16 protein-coding genes are annotated in these 17,442 nt (G+C 70.8%); 8 read left to right on the top strand and 8 right to left on the bottom strand.

What is annotated here, in order from left to right; all coding sequences use genetic code 11:
* Window positions 1–94: 94 nt before the first annotated feature.
* The 5 genes from fba to BKK81_RS05500 all read left to right on the top strand — a co-directional run bounded on the left by fba (window position 95) and on the right by BKK81_RS05500 (window position 5,493).
* Entirely contained in the window at window positions 95–1,159 is a 1,065-nt protein-coding gene (gene fba / locus BKK81_RS05480; RefSeq protein ID WP_071011227.1) for a class II fructose-bisphosphate aldolase, read from the top strand.
* 140 nt (window positions 1,160–1,299) lie between these two features.
* Complete coding sequence (locus tag BKK81_RS05485; RefSeq protein ID WP_071011229.1) at window positions 1,300–2,208, top strand: phosphoribosylaminoimidazolesuccinocarboxamide synthase; 909 nt, start codon at window positions 1,300–1,302, stop codon at window positions 2,206–2,208.
* 431 nt (window positions 2,209–2,639) lie between these two features.
* Window positions 2,640–3,137: a 5-(carboxyamino)imidazole ribonucleotide mutase gene (gene purE / locus BKK81_RS05490; RefSeq protein ID WP_071011231.1), complete on the top strand. Its 498-nt coding sequence runs from the start codon at window positions 2,640–2,642 to the stop codon at window positions 3,135–3,137.
* Between the two features lie 38 nt (window positions 3,138–3,175).
* Complete coding sequence (locus BKK81_RS05495; protein WP_071011233.1) at window positions 3,176–4,420, top strand: 5-(carboxyamino)imidazole ribonucleotide synthase; 1,245 nt, start codon at window positions 3,176–3,178, stop codon at window positions 4,418–4,420.
* 80 nt (window positions 4,421–4,500) lie between these two features.
* Window positions 4,501–5,493: an L-threonylcarbamoyladenylate synthase gene (locus BKK81_RS05500; RefSeq protein WP_071011235.1), complete on the top strand. Its 993-nt coding sequence runs from the start codon at window positions 4,501–4,503 to the stop codon at window positions 5,491–5,493.
* Window positions 5,494–5,590: 97 nt separating this feature from the next.
* Here the strand turns inward: BKK81_RS05500 and dacB are convergent, their stop codons facing one another.
* The 6 genes from dacB to BKK81_RS05530 form a co-directional block, all read right to left on the bottom strand.
* Window positions 5,591–7,138 carry a D-alanyl-D-alanine carboxypeptidase/D-alanyl-D-alanine endopeptidase gene (dacB, locus tag BKK81_RS05505; RefSeq protein WP_071011237.1) on the bottom strand — a complete coding sequence of 516 codons (1,548 nt, stop codon included), beginning with the start codon at window positions 7,136–7,138 and terminating at the stop codon, window positions 5,591–5,593.
* A gap of 170 nt (window positions 7,139–7,308) precedes the next feature.
* Window positions 7,309–7,839 (bottom strand): MarR family winged helix-turn-helix transcriptional regulator, encoded by a 531-nt coding sequence (locus tag BKK81_RS05510; protein WP_071011239.1) that lies wholly within the window; start codon window positions 7,837–7,839, stop codon window positions 7,309–7,311.
* Between the two features lie 48 nt (window positions 7,840–7,887).
* On the bottom strand, window positions 7,888–8,412 hold the full coding sequence (locus BKK81_RS05515; protein ID WP_071011241.1) for a DUF3237 domain-containing protein: 525 nt from the start codon (window positions 8,410–8,412) through the stop codon (window positions 7,888–7,890).
* Window positions 8,409–9,551, bottom strand: coding sequence for an ABC transporter substrate-binding protein (locus BKK81_RS05520; protein ID WP_156811123.1), 1,143 nt, complete (start codon window positions 9,549–9,551; stop codon window positions 8,409–8,411). The genes BKK81_RS05515 and BKK81_RS05520 overlap by 4 nt, the downstream gene beginning before the upstream one ends.
* A 116-nt stretch (window positions 9,552–9,667) precedes the next feature.
* On the bottom strand, window positions 9,668–10,939 hold the full coding sequence (locus BKK81_RS05525; RefSeq protein WP_071011245.1) for a flavin-dependent oxidoreductase: 1,272 nt from the start codon (window positions 10,937–10,939) through the stop codon (window positions 9,668–9,670).
* Between the two features lie 139 nt (window positions 10,940–11,078).
* Window positions 11,079–11,552, bottom strand: coding sequence for a PACE efflux transporter (locus BKK81_RS05530; protein ID WP_071016090.1), 474 nt, complete (start codon window positions 11,550–11,552; stop codon window positions 11,079–11,081).
* Between the two features lie 106 nt (window positions 11,553–11,658).
* Here BKK81_RS05530 and BKK81_RS05535 point away from each other — a divergent pair, with 106 nt between their 5' ends.
* Window positions 11,659–12,573 carry a LysR family transcriptional regulator gene (locus BKK81_RS05535; protein ID WP_071011246.1) on the top strand — a complete coding sequence of 305 codons (915 nt, stop codon included), beginning with the start codon at window positions 11,659–11,661 and terminating at the stop codon, window positions 12,571–12,573.
* A 12-nt stretch (window positions 12,574–12,585) separates the two neighbouring features.
* On the opposite strand, the gene BKK81_RS35175 is transcribed toward BKK81_RS05535, so the two are convergent.
* Window positions 12,586–13,467, bottom strand: a complete 882-nt coding sequence (locus BKK81_RS35175; RefSeq protein WP_156811125.1) for a hypothetical protein — start codon at window positions 13,465–13,467, stop codon at window positions 12,586–12,588.
* Between the two features lie 576 nt (window positions 13,468–14,043).
* Window positions 14,044–15,045 carry a Bug family tripartite tricarboxylate transporter substrate binding protein gene (locus tag BKK81_RS05545; protein ID WP_071011248.1) on the bottom strand — a complete coding sequence of 334 codons (1,002 nt, stop codon included), beginning with the start codon at window positions 15,043–15,045 and terminating at the stop codon, window positions 14,044–14,046.
* Between the two features lie 177 nt (window positions 15,046–15,222).
* Between BKK81_RS05545 and BKK81_RS05550 the strand changes: the two genes are divergently transcribed.
* Complete coding sequence (locus BKK81_RS05550) at window positions 15,223–15,933, top strand: response regulator (RefSeq protein ID WP_071011250.1); 711 nt, start codon at window positions 15,223–15,225, stop codon at window positions 15,931–15,933.
* Window positions 15,926–17,404 (top strand): sensor histidine kinase, encoded by a 1,479-nt coding sequence (locus BKK81_RS05555; protein ID WP_083383952.1) that lies wholly within the window; start codon window positions 15,926–15,928, stop codon window positions 17,402–17,404. Before BKK81_RS05550 ends, BKK81_RS05555 begins: the two co-directional genes overlap by 8 nt.
* Window positions 17,405–17,442 lie beyond the last annotated feature (38 nt).

Raw genomic sequence — 17,442 nt, forward strand, 5'->3', positions numbered from 1 at the left:
CCGGAAGCCAGCGACCGCCACGGACCGCCGCGGACGAATCCGATCAGTAGAAGAAACCCCAGATACCCCAAATCTTTCCCTTTAGGAGTCTGACATGCCACTCGTATCGATGCGCCAGCTGCTCGACCACGCCGCCGAGAACGGCTACGGTCTGCCGGCTTTCAACGTCAACAACCTGGAGCAGGTCCAGGCCATCATGCAGGCGGCCGACGAAGTCAACGCGCCGGTGATCATGCAGGCCTCGGCCGGTGCCCGCAAATACGCCGGCGAGCACTTCCTGCGCCACCTGATCGAGGCGGCGGTGGAAGCCTACCCGCACATCCCGGTGGTGATGCACCAGGATCACGGCCAGTCCCCGGCCATCTGCCAGGCCGCGATCGACCTGGGTTTCTCCTCGGTGATGATGGACGGCTCGCTGCGTGAAGACGGCAAGACCCCGTCCGACTACGAGTACAACATCGAAGTGACCCGCAAGGTGGTGCAGCTGTCGCATGCCATCGGCGTCACGGTGGAAGGCGAACTGGGCTGCCTGGGCTCGCTGGAAACCGGCGAGGCTGGCGAGGAAGACGGCATCGGCGCCGAGGGCAAGCTGGACCATTCCATGCTGCTGACCGACCCGGAACAGGCCGCCGACTTCGTCAAGGCTACCCAGCTCGACGCGCTGGCCATCGCCATCGGTACCTCGCACGGCGCCTACAAGTTCACCCGCAAGCCCACCGGCGACATCCTGGCGATCAACCGCATCAAGGAAATCCACGCCCGCATCCCCAACACCCACCTGGTGATGCACGGTTCCTCCTCGGTGCCGCAGGAACTGCTGGAAGAGATCCGCCAGTTCGGTGGCGACATGAAGGAAACCTACGGCGTGCCGGTCGAGGAGATCCAGGAAGCGATCAAGTACGGCGTGCGCAAGATCAACATCGATACCGACATCCGCCTGGCCATGACCGGCGCGATCCGCCGCTTCTTCGTCGAGAACCCGAGCAAGTTCGACCCGCGCGAGTACCTGAAGCCGGCCCGCGAAGCCGCCAAGCTGGTGTGCAAGGCGCGCTACGTCGCCTTCGGCTGCGAAGGCCAGGCAAGCAAGATCAAGCCGGTCGCGCTGGCCGACATCGCGGCGCAGTACAAGACGGGCAAGCTCGCCCAGGTCGTCCAGTAAGGTAAGGCCTGCCGGCCGCGCCTGCCTCGCCTTGCGGGCAGGTGCGCGGCCCGCCAGTTTTCCGTGTCCCCGCCCGTGCGGGGACGACGCATTTTTGAGCGCCACGCTTTTTCTCCGCGCGACGCAAGATCGGAATCACCATGTCCAACGCTCTCTACCAGTCCTCCATCGACTCGCTGCCCCTGCTGGGCCGCGGCAAGGTCCGCGACAACTACGCCGTCGGCGAAGACAAGCTGCTGATCGTCACCACCGACCGGCTGTCCGCCTTCGACGTCATCCTGGGCGAGCCGATTCCGGCCAAGGGCCGTGTGCTGAACCAGATGGCGAACTTCTGGTTCAAGAAGCTGGCGCACATCGTGCCGAACCATGAGACCGGCGTTGCTGCCGAGAGCGTGGTCAAGCCCGAGGAAGTGGAGCAGGTGCGCGGCCGCGCGGTGGTGGTCAAGCGCCTCAAGCCGATCCTGGTCGAAGCCGTGGTGCGCGGCTACCTGGCCGGCAGCGGCTGGAAGGACTACCAGGCCACCGGCAGCGTGTGCGGCATCGCGCTGCCCGCCGGCCTGCAGAACGCGCAGAAGCTGCCTGAGCCGATCTTCACCCCGGCCGCCAAGGCCGAGATGGGCGAGCATGACGAGAACATCTCCTTCGCCGAGGTGGAAGCCCGCATCGGCAAGGAGCTGGCCGAGAAGATGCGCGACATCTCGATCCGCCTGTACAAGGAAGCCGCCGACTACGCCGCCACGCGCGGCATCATCATCGCCGACACCAAGTTCGAGTTCGGCCTGGACGAGGACGGCACGCTGACGCTGATGGACGAAGTGCTGACCGCCGATTCCTCGCGTTTCTGGCCGGCCGACTCCTACCAGGTCGGTACCAACCCGCCGTCCTTTGACAAGCAGTTCGTGCGCGACTGGCTGGAAGCCGTCCGCATCGACGGCAAGCCCTGGCCGAAGACCGCACCGGCGCCGAAGCTGCCGGAAGACGTGGTCGAGAAGACCGCGGCGAAGTACCGCGAGGCGCTGACGCGCCTCACGGGAGAAGAACTGCAGTAAGGAAAGGATGCGCCAGTGCCGCTAGAACTGGCCGACAGGTGTGCCCCCTCTCCCCTCATGGGGAGAGGGTTGGGGTGAGGGGTGGTCTAGCAAGGCGCCACATACAGACGAAGCCATTGGCATTGTCCAGCACGTCGCCGCCAGCCAGCGCCCACCCTCACCCCCAACCCCTCTCCCGCAAGCGGGAGAGGGGAGGCCACCGCCGCGATGCCGGACGCGCTCGTGTCGGTGACTGTTTTCTCCCCTCTCCCACCCAGTGGGAGAGGGGCCGGGGGTGAGGGCCGGCGCCCGCGTAGAGCGAGTCCCTTCGTTCTGGCGAAGGCCCGTCCTCACCCCCACCTCCTCTCCCGCAAGCGGGCGAGGGGAGTAGATTGCCGTAATGCCAACGGCGCCGCTCGAGCCGGCGCCGCCAGAAACTGGAAGGATCCAACGTGAGCAATACCGCGAAGCCGCTGGTCGGCGTGGTGATGGGAAGCAGTTCCGACTGGGACGTGATGCAGCACGCCGTGGCCATGCTGAAGGACTTCGGCGTGCCCTTCGAGGCCCAGGTCGTGTCGGCCCACCGCATGGCTGACGACATGTTCCGCTATGCCGAGACCGCGCGTGCGCGCGGCCTGCGTGCCATCATCGCCGGTGCCGGCGGCGCTGCCCACCTGCCGGGCATGATCGCCGCCAAGACCATCGTGCCGGTATTCGGCGTGCCGGTGCCGTCGAAGTACCTGCGTGGCGAAGATTCGCTGCTGTCCATCGTGCAGATGCCCAAGGGCGTGCCGGTGGCCACTTTCGCCATCGGCGAGGCCGGCGCGGCCAATGCGGCGCTGCATGCCATCGCCACCCTGGCGGCCACCGACGACGCGCTGGCCGCCGCGCTCGAAGCCTTCCGCGCCCGCCAGACCGAGGCCGCGCGCGCCATGACCCTGCCGGTCTGAGGCCGCCGCCCCGCCATCCGTCCACCAGGAACTCCAGCATGCCCACCGATATCCATCCCAACCTGGCCGAAGCCCACACCCCCGAATCGCGCGCCGAGTTCGGCGTCGACCGCCCCGACGCCCCCATCCTGCCGGGCGCCTGGCTGGGCATGCTGGGCGGCGGCCAGCTCGGCCGCATGTTCACACATGCTGCCCAGGCGATGGGCTACAAGGTGTGCGTGCTCGATCCCGACCAGGACAGCCCGGCCGGCACGGTGGCGGAGAAGCATATCTGCGCGCCCTATACCGACGAGGCAGCACTGGCTGAAATGGCTGCGCTGTGCCCGGCGGTGACGACCGAGTTCGAGAACGTGCCATCGATCTCGCTGGACCGGCTCGAACAGCTCGGCGCCTTCGTGGCGCCGCGCGGCTACTGCGTGTCGATCGCGCAGAACCGCATCGGCGAGAAGAAGTTCTTCGCCGCCTGCACCGAGCGCACCGGCGTGCCGCCCGCGCCGCACTGGGTGATCCAGCACGATGCGGACGTCGACCAGCTGCCCGAGGAACTGCTGCCCGGCATCCTCAAGACCGCGCGCATGGGCTACGACGGCAAGGGCCAGGCCCGCGTGAAGTCGCGCGAGGACGTGCGCGCCGCGTGGAAGGCCATGCAGCACGTACCCTGCGTGCTGGAGAAGATGCTGCCGCTGGCCTATGAGGTCTCGGTGCTGGCCGCGCGTGCCGCCAACGGCAGCACGGTGACCTGGCCGCTGGCCGAGAACGTCCACCGCGACGGCATCCTGTTCTCCACCGTGATGCCCTCGACCAGCGTGTCGGACGACATTGCCGACCGGGCCCGCGCCGCCGCCGCCGCCATCGCCTCCGAGATGGGCTACGTCGGCGTGCTGTGCATCGAATTCTTCGTGCTGACCGACGGCACCCTGGTGGCCAACGAGATGGCGCCGCGCCCGCACAATTCCGGCCACATCACGATGGACGCTTGCGAGACCAGCCAGTTCGAGCAGCAGGTGCGCGCCATGGCGCGGCTGCCGCTGGGCCGCACGCGCCAGCATTCGGCCGGCAAGATGCTGAACCTGCTCGGCGACGTCTGGTACGAATTCGGCCTGGAGCGCACGCCTGCCTGGGACGAGGTGATGGCATTGCCGGGAACGAAGCTGCACCTGTACGGCAAGAGCGATGCGCGCCCGGCGCGCAAGATGGGCCATGTCAACTGCATCGGCGACAACGCCGAGGAAGCTGCGGCGGCCTTCGCCGGCGCGGCGGCGGCGCTGCACATCCCGAGCTGACCGCAAGCGGGCCGCGCGCCGCCGCCGTGGCGCGCAGCCCCGCTTTCCTGCCCACCGACCACCGCATCACAAGGATCCCCATGTCGCCGCGCACGCCCACGGCCGCCGAACTGGACGAAGCCGTCCGCCTGCTCGAAGCGGGCCAGCTCGTCGCCTTCCCCACCGAGACCGTCTACGGCCTCGGCGCGGACGCCGAGAACCCGGAGGCGGTGGCGCGCATCTTCGCTGCCAAGGGGCGGCCCTCCAACCATCCGGTGATCGTGCACGTGGTCGACGGGGCCGACATCAGCTACTGGGCCGATGAGGTGCCGGAGGCCGCGCAGAAGCTCATCGACGCCTTCTGGCCGGGACCGCTGACGCTGATCCTCAAGCGCGCGGCCCATATTCCCGCGGCCGTCGCCGGCGGGCAGGACAGCCTCGGGCTGCGCTGTCCCTCCCATCCGGTCGCGCAGGCGCTGCTGTCGCGCTTCAAGCGCGGCCGCGGCGGCATCGCCGCGCCGTCGGCCAACAAATTCGGCCAGGTCAGCCCGACCACCGCCCAGCACGTGCGCGACGAATTCGGCGACAGCGTCTACGTGCTCGAAGGCGATGGCGTGGAGGTCGGCATTGAATCGACCATCGTCGACCTGTCGCGCCTGGCCCAGGGCGTGGGGCCGGTGCTGCTGCGCCCCGGCGCGATCACGCCGGAAATGATGGCCGCCGTGCTCGGCAGCGCGCCGCAGCCGCCGGACGCCGCCGCGCCGCGCGCCTCCGGCACGCTCAAGGCTCACTACGCGCCGCGCACGCCGCTGCTGCTGGCCGAGGCCGGCACGCTGGCAGCGCGGCTCGCCGGCTTCCCCGCCGATGCCCGCATCGCCTGGGTCGGCGCTACCGCGCCGGCCGATGCGCGCTGCACCTGGGTGCAGGCCCCGGCCGAGCCCGAGGCCTACGCGCGCGAGCTGTACCGCCTGCTGCGCCGCCTGGACAAGGAAGGCTTCGCCTGCCTGGCCTTCGAACGCGTGCCCCCGGGCCACGCGTGGGACGGCGTGCGCGACCGCCTGCAGCGCGCCGCCGCGGCATTCGCGTTCGAGTAGCACCGGGAGCATCGGGGCGCGGCATCGCCGTCGCGAGCGCCCGCCCTCTCCCCCGGCGCCTACCGCGCCTCCCGGCGCCTACTGCGCCTCCCGGCGCCTACTGCGCCCCCCGATACACCCACTGCATCAGCGCGTCATGCGCTTCCTGCGCGCGCGCGGCATTCGGGTGGTTGATGTAGGCCACCACCACATAGCGGCTGCCGTCGAGCGCGTCGACATAGCCGGCGAGCGCGCGCACGTCCTGCAGCGTGCCGGTCTTCAGGTAGGCGTTGCCGGCCGCATTGCTGCGCGTGAGCCGGCGGCGCAGCGTGCCGTCCACGCCGAGGATCGGCAGGGAGTCGATCAGCGCCGGGCCGACGTCGCTGGCTACGGCCTGCTGCAGCAGGCGTGCCATGTCATAGGCGCTGATGCGTTCCTCGCGCGACAGGCCGGAGCCGTTGTCGAGCACGAGGTCGGGCATGTCCAGGCCCTGCTTGTGCAGCCAGCGCTGCACCACGCGTGCCGAGCGCGCCGTATTGGCGGGACCGCTGCGGTCCTGTTCGGCGCCGATGGTCAGGAACAGCTGGCGCGCCATCACGTTGTTGGAGAACTTGTTGATGTCGCGCACGATGTCCGACAGCGGGGCGCTGTAGTGCCGTGCCAGCAGGAAGGCGCGCGGCGGCACCTTGCCCAGGCGCAGCGCCGGCGCGTGGGCGAAGCGCCCGCCGGCCTGCTGCCATTCGGCGACGAAGCCTCCCCAGGCGAAGTCGTTGTGCGACAGGGCGGCGATATTGACCACGTGCTCGCCGCACTCGGCCGAGTAGCTGCCGTTGAAGGCGGCCAGCACGGTGCCGTCCGGCTGCGCTGACAGCACCGGGTCGGCGTGGGAGCCGCCGTCGCGGCACTTGCCGCGCGAGAGCGTGATGCGGTTGTCCAGCTTGAGCTGGGCCAGCGCCGGCGTGACCGAGACGGCGACCGATTGCGTGGCCGGGTCGGGCGCCACGGTGAACGACAGCGTCTTGAAGGCATAGAGCAGCGCATCGGGCTGCACGTTGTAGGCGCGCAGGCTTTCGCCATCGATGGTGCTGCCGTTGTCGAGGCTGCCGTCGAAATAGCTGCGGTCGAGCACCAGGTCGCCATTGATGGTGGTGGCGCCGGCGGTGCGCGCGGTGCCGATCAGCTTGGCCATTTCCTCGGGCACCAGCTTGGGATCGCCGTGGCCGCGCAGGTACACATTGCCGTTGATGGTGCCGTTGTTGTCCGGCTGGTTGTCGGCGTAGAGCGAGGTCTGCCAGCGGAAGCCGGGGCCGAGCAGCTGCAGGCCGGCGAAGGTGGTGACCAGCTTCATGGTCGAGGCCGGATTCATCGGCGCCTGGGCATTCCAGCTCGCCACCGGCTGGGGCGCGCCGACCTTGATGACATAGAAGCTGGCGGCCGAGGGTGGCACCTGCGCGCGCGTCAGTGCGGCGACCACGGTGGCCGGCAGGCCGCCGAGCCGCTGCGCCGGCTCGGCGCGGCGGGCCTGGCCGGCATGGCGGGTCTTGCCGGCGGCAGCCTTGGCGGTGACGGGCTTGGCAGCGGCGGTGGACAGGTGGCCTGCGCACAGCAGGGCGGCGGCACAGAGCGGCAGCAGGCCGCGGCGGAGCAGGGTGGAGCGATTGGGCATGGTGGCGATGTTAACGCATGCCCACCGGCTTCCGGATGACCGCGCGGTGCGGAACGGCTGCGGGCGTTGCAAAGATGCCGAGACCTTGCCGGCGCGCGTGCGCCAGGCGGCGCAGGCGTCGCCCGGTGCGCCTGGCCGGGCGCCTGTCAGAGCGCCTGTCAGAGCGCCATTCAGGCCGCCGGAGGCGGCATGCCCAGCCGCGACAGCAGTGACTTGAGCGTGGCCTGCTCCTCGGGCGACAGCGCCTGGGCGATGCGCGCATCGTGCGCGCGCACCGCCTCCGTGACCGCCTCCAGGGTCTTGCGTCCGCCATGGGTCAGCGCCAGGCTGTAGGCGCGCCGGTCAGCCGGTGCGGGGCGCCGCTCGACCAGTTGCATGGCCTCCAGCGCGTCGACCAGCAGCACGGCGCCCGAGCGCGCAATGCCGAGGATGCGGGCGAGGTCGGTCAGCTTCAGGTGCGGATTGCGCGCGATGATGATCAGCGCGGAAAAGCGCGGCGGAGTGATCTGCCACGGTGCCAGCGAGGTGACGAAGTCCTCGTAGATGCGGATCTGCGCGCGCCGGATCGCATAGCCCACCAGGCTGTCGAGCACGCCGTAGTCGACGTCGGGCAGGTGCGGGTCGAAGCCGGCATCCTGCAGTGCCGGATCGGGCGCGAGCGCCTCGCGGTTGCCGTGCTGGCGCGGCGTAGCTGGGGCCATGGTGTGAGGAGGGACGGGTCGATGTGAGGCGCGGCCGGCGCGGGGCGGCTAGCGGACGCGGAAGTATCGCATGTCGACCCGGTCCGGATAGCGTGCGCCGGTGGCGACGAACAAGTGCTGCATCAGCCAGGCATAGCGCGGCGCGCCGGTCTCGAAGCGCGGCGTGGTGCGGAAGTAGAGGCGGGCCGGATCGACCGCTTCGCCGGCGGCGAGGCGCGCGACCAGCGCCTGCGGTCCGCTGCGCAGGCCGGCGTTGACGATGTAGATATGCGCGCCGTCATCGGTCTCGAGCACGTAGCGCGCCTCGATGTCGGCCACGCTGATGGCGTCGCTTCCATCGTCGGCGTCCGGCGCGTCGTGGCGCATCAGCTGGAAGTCGGCACCGCCGGGCAGGATGCGCCCGCGCAGCAGCGGTCCCTCGACGGTGCCGTCGAGGATGGGGATCACGCGCCGTCGCCCGAGCACGCTGGTGCCGGCTTCGAGCGCCGGCGCCAGCCGGAAGGAAAAGTCCGCCACGTGTTCCAGCGTGGGCGCGGGCAGGACATGGCCGGCGGCCGCAGCGGCGGCGCTCACGGCAGCAGCTTCCAGTTGCCGTTGTCGATGGTCAGCATGACGCGGCCACGCTGGTCGAAGCCGAAATGATCCTGCGCGCTGTAGTTCAGCACACCGTGCGAGACCACGATGTCGCGCTCGTGCTCCAGCGCGTTCTTCAGCGCCTGGCGGAAGGCCGGCGTGCCGGGGCGCGCCTGCTTCAGCGCGACCGGCACGATGCGCTGCAGCACCAGGCCGGCATCATAGGCGTGCGCCCCGAACTGGGTGCGGCTTTCGGTGCCGTACTGTTTCTCGTAGCGTCCCACGTAATCGAGCCCGGCCGCCTTCGACGGCGTGCCCGCCGCCAGCTGCTCGGCCACGATCACCGGCCCGGCCGGCAGGATGGCGCCGTTGACCGCCTTGCCGCCGATGCGGATCAGGTCCTTGGTGGCCGCGCCGTGCGTGTGGTAGACCGGGCCGTTCCAGCCGCGCTCGCGCAAGGTGGTGTGCGGCAGCGCCGCGCCGGTGCCGGCGCCGGCGATCAGCACGGCATCGGGGCGGGCGGCGATCAGGCGCAGTACCTGTGCCGTGACGCTGCTGTCCGAGCGCGCATAGCGTTCCGTGTCGACGATGCGGATGCCGTTGGCCGCCGCCGCGCTGGTGAACTCCTTGAGCCAGGTCTCGCCATAGGCATCGGCGAAGCCGATGAAGCCGATGGTCTTGACGCCGTTCTTGTGCGCGGCCGCGGCCACCGCCTGGGCCATCAGTCCGGTCGGCTGCGCCAGCCGGTAGGTCCACTCACCGCGCCCGGGGCGCAGTTCGATGGGCGAGAAGGCCAGCTGCACCGTCTTGCTCTCCTCCGCCACCTCGGCGATGGCAATTGACGGCGCCACCGCCGACGAGCCGAGGATGATGTCGACCTTGTCCTCGGTGACGAAGCGGCGCGCCAGCTTGGTCGCCTGGGTCGGGTCGGAGGCGTCGTCGAGCACCACATAGCGGATCGTCTCGCCGCCGATGCGTTCGGGCAGCAGCGGCATGCTGTTGCGCTGGGGAATGCCCAGCGAGGCCGATGGCCCGGTGGTGGACAGGCTGACACCGACGGTGACGTCGGCCAGTGCGGCGCCGCAGGCGAGCGTGGCGGCGAGCGACAGCAACAGGCGGGCAAGGCGGGGGCGCGGCATGGTGGTCTCCTCTTTCATACAGTCTTTCTAGTTGGTCCGGTCCACGGCATTCTCCGCTGCAGTGGGCCGGCCAGGCGTCGCGGCCGGGCGCGGACGTGGCGCCCGCGCCGGCGGCATCAGCGGCCGCCGCCCTGCAGCGACTGGCGGTCGAAGCCGGCAAGCTGCTTGTAGCGCAGCGCGATGGCTTCCAGCTCGCTGTGCGCGATCACCTGCCCGATCTCGGCGAAGCCGGCGGGCGCGCGCTCCTCGGCCAGCTGCATCACCTGCTCGGGGCCGTTGAGGCGGTTGCGCAGCACGATGCCGGCGGTGCGCGGCAGGCGCTCGGCCTCGTACTCGCGCAGCGCGTAGGCGACATCGGTGCTGCCCGCCAGGCAGTCGACCAGGTGGCGCGCGTCCAGGATGGCCTGGGCGCTGCCGTTCGAGCCGATCGGGTACATCGGGTGCGCGGCGTCGCCCAGCAGGGTGACGCGGCCGAAGGTCCAGCGCGGCAGCGGGTCCTTGTCCACCATGGGGAATTCATAGATGGCCGCGGCGCCGTCGATCAGGGCCGGGATGTCGATCCAGTCCCAGCGCCAGCCGGCGAAGGCCTCGCGGAACACGGACTTGTCGACCTGCTTGTTCCAGTCGCTGCGCGGCGGCGTGTCGTCCACGTGGTCCGGCACGCGCAGTTCCGCGATCCAGTTCACCAGCGAGCGGCCCTGGCGGCGCAGCGGTTCGGAGATCGGGTAGGCGACGAACTTCTGGTCCTGATGGCCGGCCATGAACATCGAGCGTCCATCCAGGTAGGGCGCGGACTCGGTGACCGCGCGCCACAGCATGCGGCGCGAGAAGCGCGGCAGGTCGCCCTCGGGATAGAAGTGGCGGCGCACCGCCGAGTGGATGCCGTCGGCGCCGACCAGCACATCGGCCTGGGCCAGCACCTCGGCCTGGTCGGCGCGGCGGCGCAGGCGGAAGGTCGCCGCCTCGCCCGGTCCGCGCCGGCGTTCGCCGGTATCGAGCACCGCTTCGAACGCATGTCCGGTGTGCACGCGCGCGGCGCCCAGCCGCTCCACCGCGACGCGGTGCAGCAGCATCTGGAACTCGCCGCGGTGGACCGAGAACTGCGGCCAGTCGTAGCCGGCCGCGCGCCCGCGCGGCTCGTGCCAGATGCGCTGGCCCAGCTTGTTGTAGTAGGACAGGGAAGCGGTCTCGACGGCGATCTCGGCCAGCGCGTCCTGCAGGCCCAGCTCGGCCAGCTCGCGCACGGCGTGCGGCAGCAGGTTGATGCCCACGCCGAGCGGACGCAGGGTCTCGCTGGCTTCCCACACCTCGGCCTCGATGCCGCGGCGATGGCACATCAGCGCCAGCACCAGCCCGCCGATGCCGCCGCCCGCGATGGCGATCTTCATGATGTCTCCCCCTGCCCATGAGCGCACCTGGAACGCAGGACGCGCGGGCTCCGGTTGCTGAAATATTGTTATGCAGTATAACAATCGGAGCCGTGCCCGCAAGGCGTGCGGGCCCTGGGGGAAACCCGCGGGTACGGCGTCAGCCGAGCGCGGCCTTGCCGCCCTTGCCTGTGCCGTCTGCGCCGGCATCGTCCGGCTGGCCGGATTCCAGCGGGAAGACCGCGTCGTAGGCGAGGTTGTAGAAGAAGGCGTAGACCATGTAGAAGATCGCCACCGCGATGTCCATCAGCAGGGCCTGCAGCAGGCTGATGCCCAGGTACCAGGCCACCGCCGGCAGGAACACCACCAGCAGGCCGAGTTCGAACAGGACGGCGTGCAGCACGCGGACCGCCGTCGATTTGCGCAGCTGCCCGGTCAAGCGCAGCATGGCCTTGTCGAACAGCAGGTTGTAGACGTAGTTCCATACCGCGGCGATGGCCGAGGCGACCACGGCCATCAGGCCCATCTGGGGCAGTCCGTAGCCGAACACCCAGCTGGCCAGCGGCGCGAAGATCAGCAGGCCGATCAGCTCGAAGCCGACCGTATGCCGGATCCTGTCCATGGGGGTGCGCATCTTCATGGTCTTGTCCACGCGAAAGCAAAGCGGCCAGTCTATCCGGGCGCAGTGGTAGATCAAGTTAGGTAGTATCCGGAAAACAGATGGATCGGGAATCTGCGTGATGAGTCTTTCACTCGAACAATTGCAGGCCTTTGTCGCCGCGGCCGAATGCGGCTCCTTCTCGGCCGCCGCGCGCCGCCTGGGCAAGGCCCAGTCCGTGGTCAGCACGGCGGTCGCCAATCTCGAGATCGACCTGGGCAATGCCTTGTTCGACCGCAGCGGCCGCTATCCCGTGCCGACCCCGGCCGGTGAACGCCTGCTGGCCGAGGCCAAGGTGATCCTGGAGCGCTGCGAGCATTTCCGTGGTGTGGCCGCGAGCCTGGGCGAGGGGGTCGAGACCCGGCTGGTACTGGCAGTGGACGAGCTCTACCCGGAGGAGACCCTGGGAGTCATGCTGGAGGAGTTCTCGACGCGCTTCCCCGCGGTCGAACTCGAACTGCTGTTCCCGCTGATGGAGGACGTGAGCCGCCTGGTCAGCGAAGGCTGCGCCGACCTGGGCATCATGTGGCGGCAGGAAGTGCTGCCGCCGGCGCTGGCCTTCCATGGCCTGGGCTGGGTGCCGATGCAGATCCTGTGCGCGCCGGACCATGCGCTGGCGGGGCAGCGCGTCGGCTGGGAAGAACTCAAGCGGTACCGCCAGCTGATGGTGGCGACGCGCAGCGACAGCGAGGAGAAGATGCGCCTGCGCGTGGCCGCCGACGTGTGGTGGGTGGAAAGCCAATGGGTCATCGTGGAACTGGTCAAGCGCCGGCTCGGCTGGGCCTTCGTGCCATGGCACGTCGCCGCCAACTCGCCGGCCGCGGCGGCACTGGTGTCGCCCGCGCTCGATTTCGACGAGCAGGACTGGCCGGTGGCGATGGAGCTGGTGTGGCACAAGCAGCGTCCGCTGGGCAAGGCCGCGGCCTGGCTCAAGCAGCGCATCTGCCGCCAGCCGCTGCCCCGTCCCGCCGCGCTGCCGCGCCGCCAGGCGGGATGAGGCGCGCGGCCGTTACCAGACCCGCACCTTGATCTGCAGCGACACGCAGCCGGTGCCCTTCTCCTTGGTGGTCGGCACTACCACCAGGTTGGCGCCGATGCGGCCGAATTCCACGCTCAGCACGGGTACCGCCAGCGGGAACCAGCGGCCATGGTCCACGTCCGGATAGCCGCGTATCGCGCCCACCATCACCCCGAGCCGGAACGGCCCCAGGTGCAGCGGCTGCCAGGCCAGGCCCCCGTAGGTCGACTGGGCGCGCATGCTGTTGCGGTAGGTGCCGGCGACCAGGGTGAAATCCTCGGTGAAACGCCAGGCCGCGCCGAAGCCCCAGTTGAAGGCATTCAGCGTACCCCTGTCCTTGAAGTGGTAGGAGAGGAAGCCAGCGTCCAGCCAGATCTGGCTGTGGAAGGGTTCCTTGGCGGCCTTGGCCGGGGCTGGGGCCGGAGTCTCGGGTTGGGTCTGGGCCGGGGCCTGATCCGGGGGCGGCGCGGTGTCCGCGGCAGCCACCTCACCTGCGGCGGAAGCGTCTGCCGCAGCAACGGAAACGGGTCCGGTGCCCGGTGCGCCTGGTGCTCCGGGTGCTCCGGGTGCTCCGGGTGCGGTCGATGCACTCGACGTGTCTGGTGTGGCCGATGCGTCCGGTGCGCTCGGTGCGTCCGGTGCGTCCGGTGCGGTCGAGGTGGCCGACGCCGCCACCAGGTCCTCGGCGCGTGCGTTGCTTGCGCCGCTCTCGCCAGCCTCGTTGACCGGGCCCGCCGTATCGGCCGCCCAGGCCGGCGCCGGTGGCAGCGCGACGCACAGGGCCAGGCCGGCCAGGCTCGCACACACGGGTGCGAGGCGATAGGGGATACGCCACGGGCGCGCGCTGGCGCCGTGTCGGGGGGAGCGTTGCATGACGGCTCCTTCAGAAAGCGGATGGTCCGCGGGGACGGCCGGCGGCATCGCCGCGGGCCCCTGGAGCGGGCGTGGTCCGGCTGGCTATGGGAAGGCGCTGGTCATGGCAAGGTCCCCCGGTCGGTCGGCCGGTGCGGGGGTGGCACGTCTGCCGCGTGCCGACCCCGGCAACCGGCATGATGTTGATGGCACAGCCGCGATGCGCGGCTGTGCATGGATGGCATCCGTTGCTGCCTGTGACTGGAGTGTGGTAGACGGGGCGGGGTGTCGCTATCGGCCGGAAGCCTTAAGGCTGGCGTACTAGGCCGAAGCGTCTAGGACGAAGGTGCGGGGCGGGGATGAGCGCTGGGGGATGCCTGGTGTGCCGGCGGTCAGGCCGCCGGCCTTGGTTGGGGCAGGGCGCTAGTGTCCTGAATCACGAATTCCTGGACTAAGTCAGCCCTGGTTCCGTCGACGGGCCACGCGATGCGCCGTCACGAATGCTCGCAAGGCTCCAGCCTTGCTGCGCTCTGCTCCTGGCCTCGCCCCGATGTCCCGACTTCCAGTATCGAGAAATAACGTCCTGACGCTTCACAACTAGCGACCCAGCCCGATGTCGCGCGCCAACGCATGGTAGCGCGCCACGCGTTCCCGCACATAGGCGGCCAGCGCATCGCCGTGCCGGTCGAAAGGAAAGAGGCCGGCCTGCTCGCGCAGTGCGGCGAAGGCGGGGCTGGCCTGCAGCCGTGCCAGCCGGTCGACCCAGCGGCGGTAGTCGGCCGGCGCCACCTGCGGGCCCATATAGACGCCGCGCGCGATCTCCCAGACGATGTCGTAGCCCTGCTCGCGCGCCGTCGGCACCGCCGCCAGCCGGCCGGGCAGCCTGGCTTCGGACAGCACTGCCAGCAGGCGCACCTGGCCCATGCCGAGCTGGGCCACGGCCTCCGACGCGTCGCCGGAGACCGCCTGCACGAAGCCCGCGCGCAGCGCGGTGAAGGCTTCGCCGCCGCCTTCCACGCCGATGAAGCGGAAGCGCTTGAAGTCGACGCCGGCCGCGCGTGCCACCAGTGCCGCCTTCATCCAGTCCTGGTTGCCGATGGTGCCGCCCGCGGCGAACACCACCCGCGACGGGTCGGCCGCGAGCGCGCGGACCAGGTCGCGCAGCGTGCGGTAGGGCGAGTCGGCGCGCACGGCGATGACGCCATAGTCGGCGCCCAGCGTGCCCACCCAGCGCACGTCGTCGATGCCATAGGTGCCGAACTTGCCTTGCGCCAGCGCCAGCAGCGAGCCGCCGGAGAAGGCCACCAGGGTGTCGGGCTCGGCGGCGCGCTGCGTGATCAGCGTGTTGTAGGCCACCGCGCCGATGCCGCCGGGCAGGTAGCTCACCTGCATGGGCGGCGAGGCCGGCGCCACCAGCGGCAGCGCCGCGCGGGCCAGCTTGCAGGTCAGGTCGAAGCCGCCGCCGGGTTTGGCCGGCACGATGCACTCGGGCGGGGCCACCACGCCGGCGGCGGGCGTGGCGGCCGGCGCCAGCATGGCGCAGGTGGCGAGCAGGAGGCCGGCGGCGCGGCGCGCCGCGGCGGCGGGACGGTGGGTCATCGTGGTATTCCAGACAGGGCGGGCGGGTGCGGCGCCGGCTGCGGCGCCGGCGCGCGTCGGTGCGAGAATAGCGCCTGTCGGCGGCGCGCGCAGCATCGCGTGCGGCGCGCGCCGCATCGCGGCCGGCACCCGGTGCGGGACACCAGGGCACCAGAAGAACGAGGAGGAGCAGCGGGCATGAGAGTACTGTTGGTCGAGGACCACGATGAACTGGCCACCTGGGTGGCGCAGGCGCTGCGCGCCCTGCATTTCACCGTGGAGCACGCGCCCGATGCCGGCAGCGCCGAGGCGCTGCTGTTCAGCACACACGCCGGCGGCGGCGTCGGCGCCGCCGGGCCCGGCAGCGACTATGCGCTGGTGCTGCTCGACCTGACCCTGCCCGATCGCGATGGCCTCGACCTGCTGGCCGCGCTGCGCCGGCGCGGCTGCCGCGTGCCGGTGATGATCCTGACCGCGCGCGGCGCGGTGGGCGAGCGCGTGCGCGGCCTCGACCTGGGTGCCGACGACTACCTCGCCAAGCCGTTCGACCTGGCCGAGTTCGAAGCGCGCGTGAAGGCGCTGCTGCGCCGCTCGCGCCAGACCGAACTGCCGCAGGTCGCCTGCGGCGGGCTGCGCTTCGACACCGTGGCGCGTACCTTCAGCGTGCACGGCGAGCCGCTGCCGCTGACGCCGCGCGAGCATGCCGTGCTGGAGGTGCTGATGAGCCCGCCGGGGCGCACCGCCAGCAAGGACAAGATCTTCGCCAGCATCTTCACGCTGGCCGAGGATACCCAGCCCGACGTGATCGAGGTCTACGTGCACCGCCTGCGGCGCAAGCTGGAGGGCTCGGGCGCGGCCATCGTGACCCTGCGCGGCCTCGGCTACCTGCTGGAGCCGGCCGGTGCCTGAGCGGGTACCTGGGCGGGTACCTGAGCCGGCCGCAGGCGCCGGCGGCGGCGCCCGGCCGCGTCGCGGCACCAGCCTGCGCGCGCGCCTGCTGTGGTGGCTGATCCCGCCCCTGCTGCTGCTGCAGGCTGCCTATGGCGTGGTGGCCTATCGCAAGGCGCTGGCCTCGGCCGACCTGGCCTACGACCGTACCCTGCTGGCCTCCGCGCGCAATATCTCCGAGCGCGTCTCGCTGACGCCAGCCGGCGTGCGCGTCGACGCGCCCTACATCTCGCTCGACACCTTCGAGGTGGGCATGAACGCCACCATGTACTACCGCGTCAGCGGCGTGCACGGCGAATTCGTCTCCGGCTACCGCGACCTGCCGCCCTACGACGACAGCCAGCCGCGCACCGCGCTCTACCCGGCACTGGTCAGCTTCTACGATGCGCAGTACCGCGGCGAGCCGGTGCGGGTGGCCGCACTGCACCAGCCGGTCATGGATGCCACCGGCGCCCATGGCGGCATGGCCCTGATCGAAGTGGCCGAGACGGTCGGCTCGCGCCAGGCACTCACGCGCAAGATCCTGTTCGAGGTGCTGTGGGGCCAGCTGATCCTGACGCTGGCGGCGGTCCTGGTCATCTGGCTGTTCACGCGGCGCGCGCTGGCGCCGCTCGATGCGCTGCGCGATGCCGTGGCCGCCAGCCAGCCCGGCACCACCACGCCGCTGCCGCTGCACGCCGCCCCGCGCGAGGCGTTGCCGCTGGTGCAGGCCCTGAACGGCTATATGGGCCGCCTCGACCAGGCGCTGGCGGCGCAGCGGCGCTTCATCGCCGATGCCGCGCACCAGTTGCGCACGCCGGTGACGGTACTGCGCACGCAGGCCCAGCTCGCCGCGCGCGAGACCGATCCGGCCGAACTGCGCCGCATCGCGCAGAGCCTCGCCGACAGCAGCGCGCGCATGGCCGCGCTGGCCGACCAGCTGCTGTCCAGCGCGCGCGCCGCGCACGGTGCCGCCGCGCCCGCCACGCCGCTCGACCTGACGGCGCTGGCGCGCCAGGTCTGCCTCGAACTGATGCCGGCGGCGCGCGCGCGCGGCATCGACCTCGGCCTGGAAGCCGGGGGTGGGCAGTGGGTGGCGGGCACCGAACTGCTGCACGAGCTGCTGGTCAACCTGGTCGACAACGCCTTGCGCCATGCCGCGCAGGGCGGCACGGTCACGGTGCGCACGCTGGCGGAAGACGATGCTTGCGTGCTCGAAGTGGAGGACGACGGTCCGGGCATCCCCGAGGCCGAGCGCGACGCCGTGCTGGAACCCTTCTACCGCGGCAAGGGCGCCGGCCCCGGCGGCAGCGGACTGGGGTTGACGATCGTGCGGGAGATTGCCACGGCCCACGGCGCGGCGCTGCAGCTGCGGGACGGGGCCGGCGGCAGGGGGTTGCGGGTGCGCGTGGCGTTTTCCCCCGCCGTGGGCGACGGGGTGCCGCGCGGCTGAGGGCGACGGCATGCCTGCCCGCGCCGCCCGCGCCGCAT

Source organism: Cupriavidus sp. USMAHM13, assembly GCF_001854285.1.
GTDB lineage: Bacteria > Pseudomonadota > Gammaproteobacteria > Burkholderiales > Burkholderiaceae > Cupriavidus > Cupriavidus malaysiensis.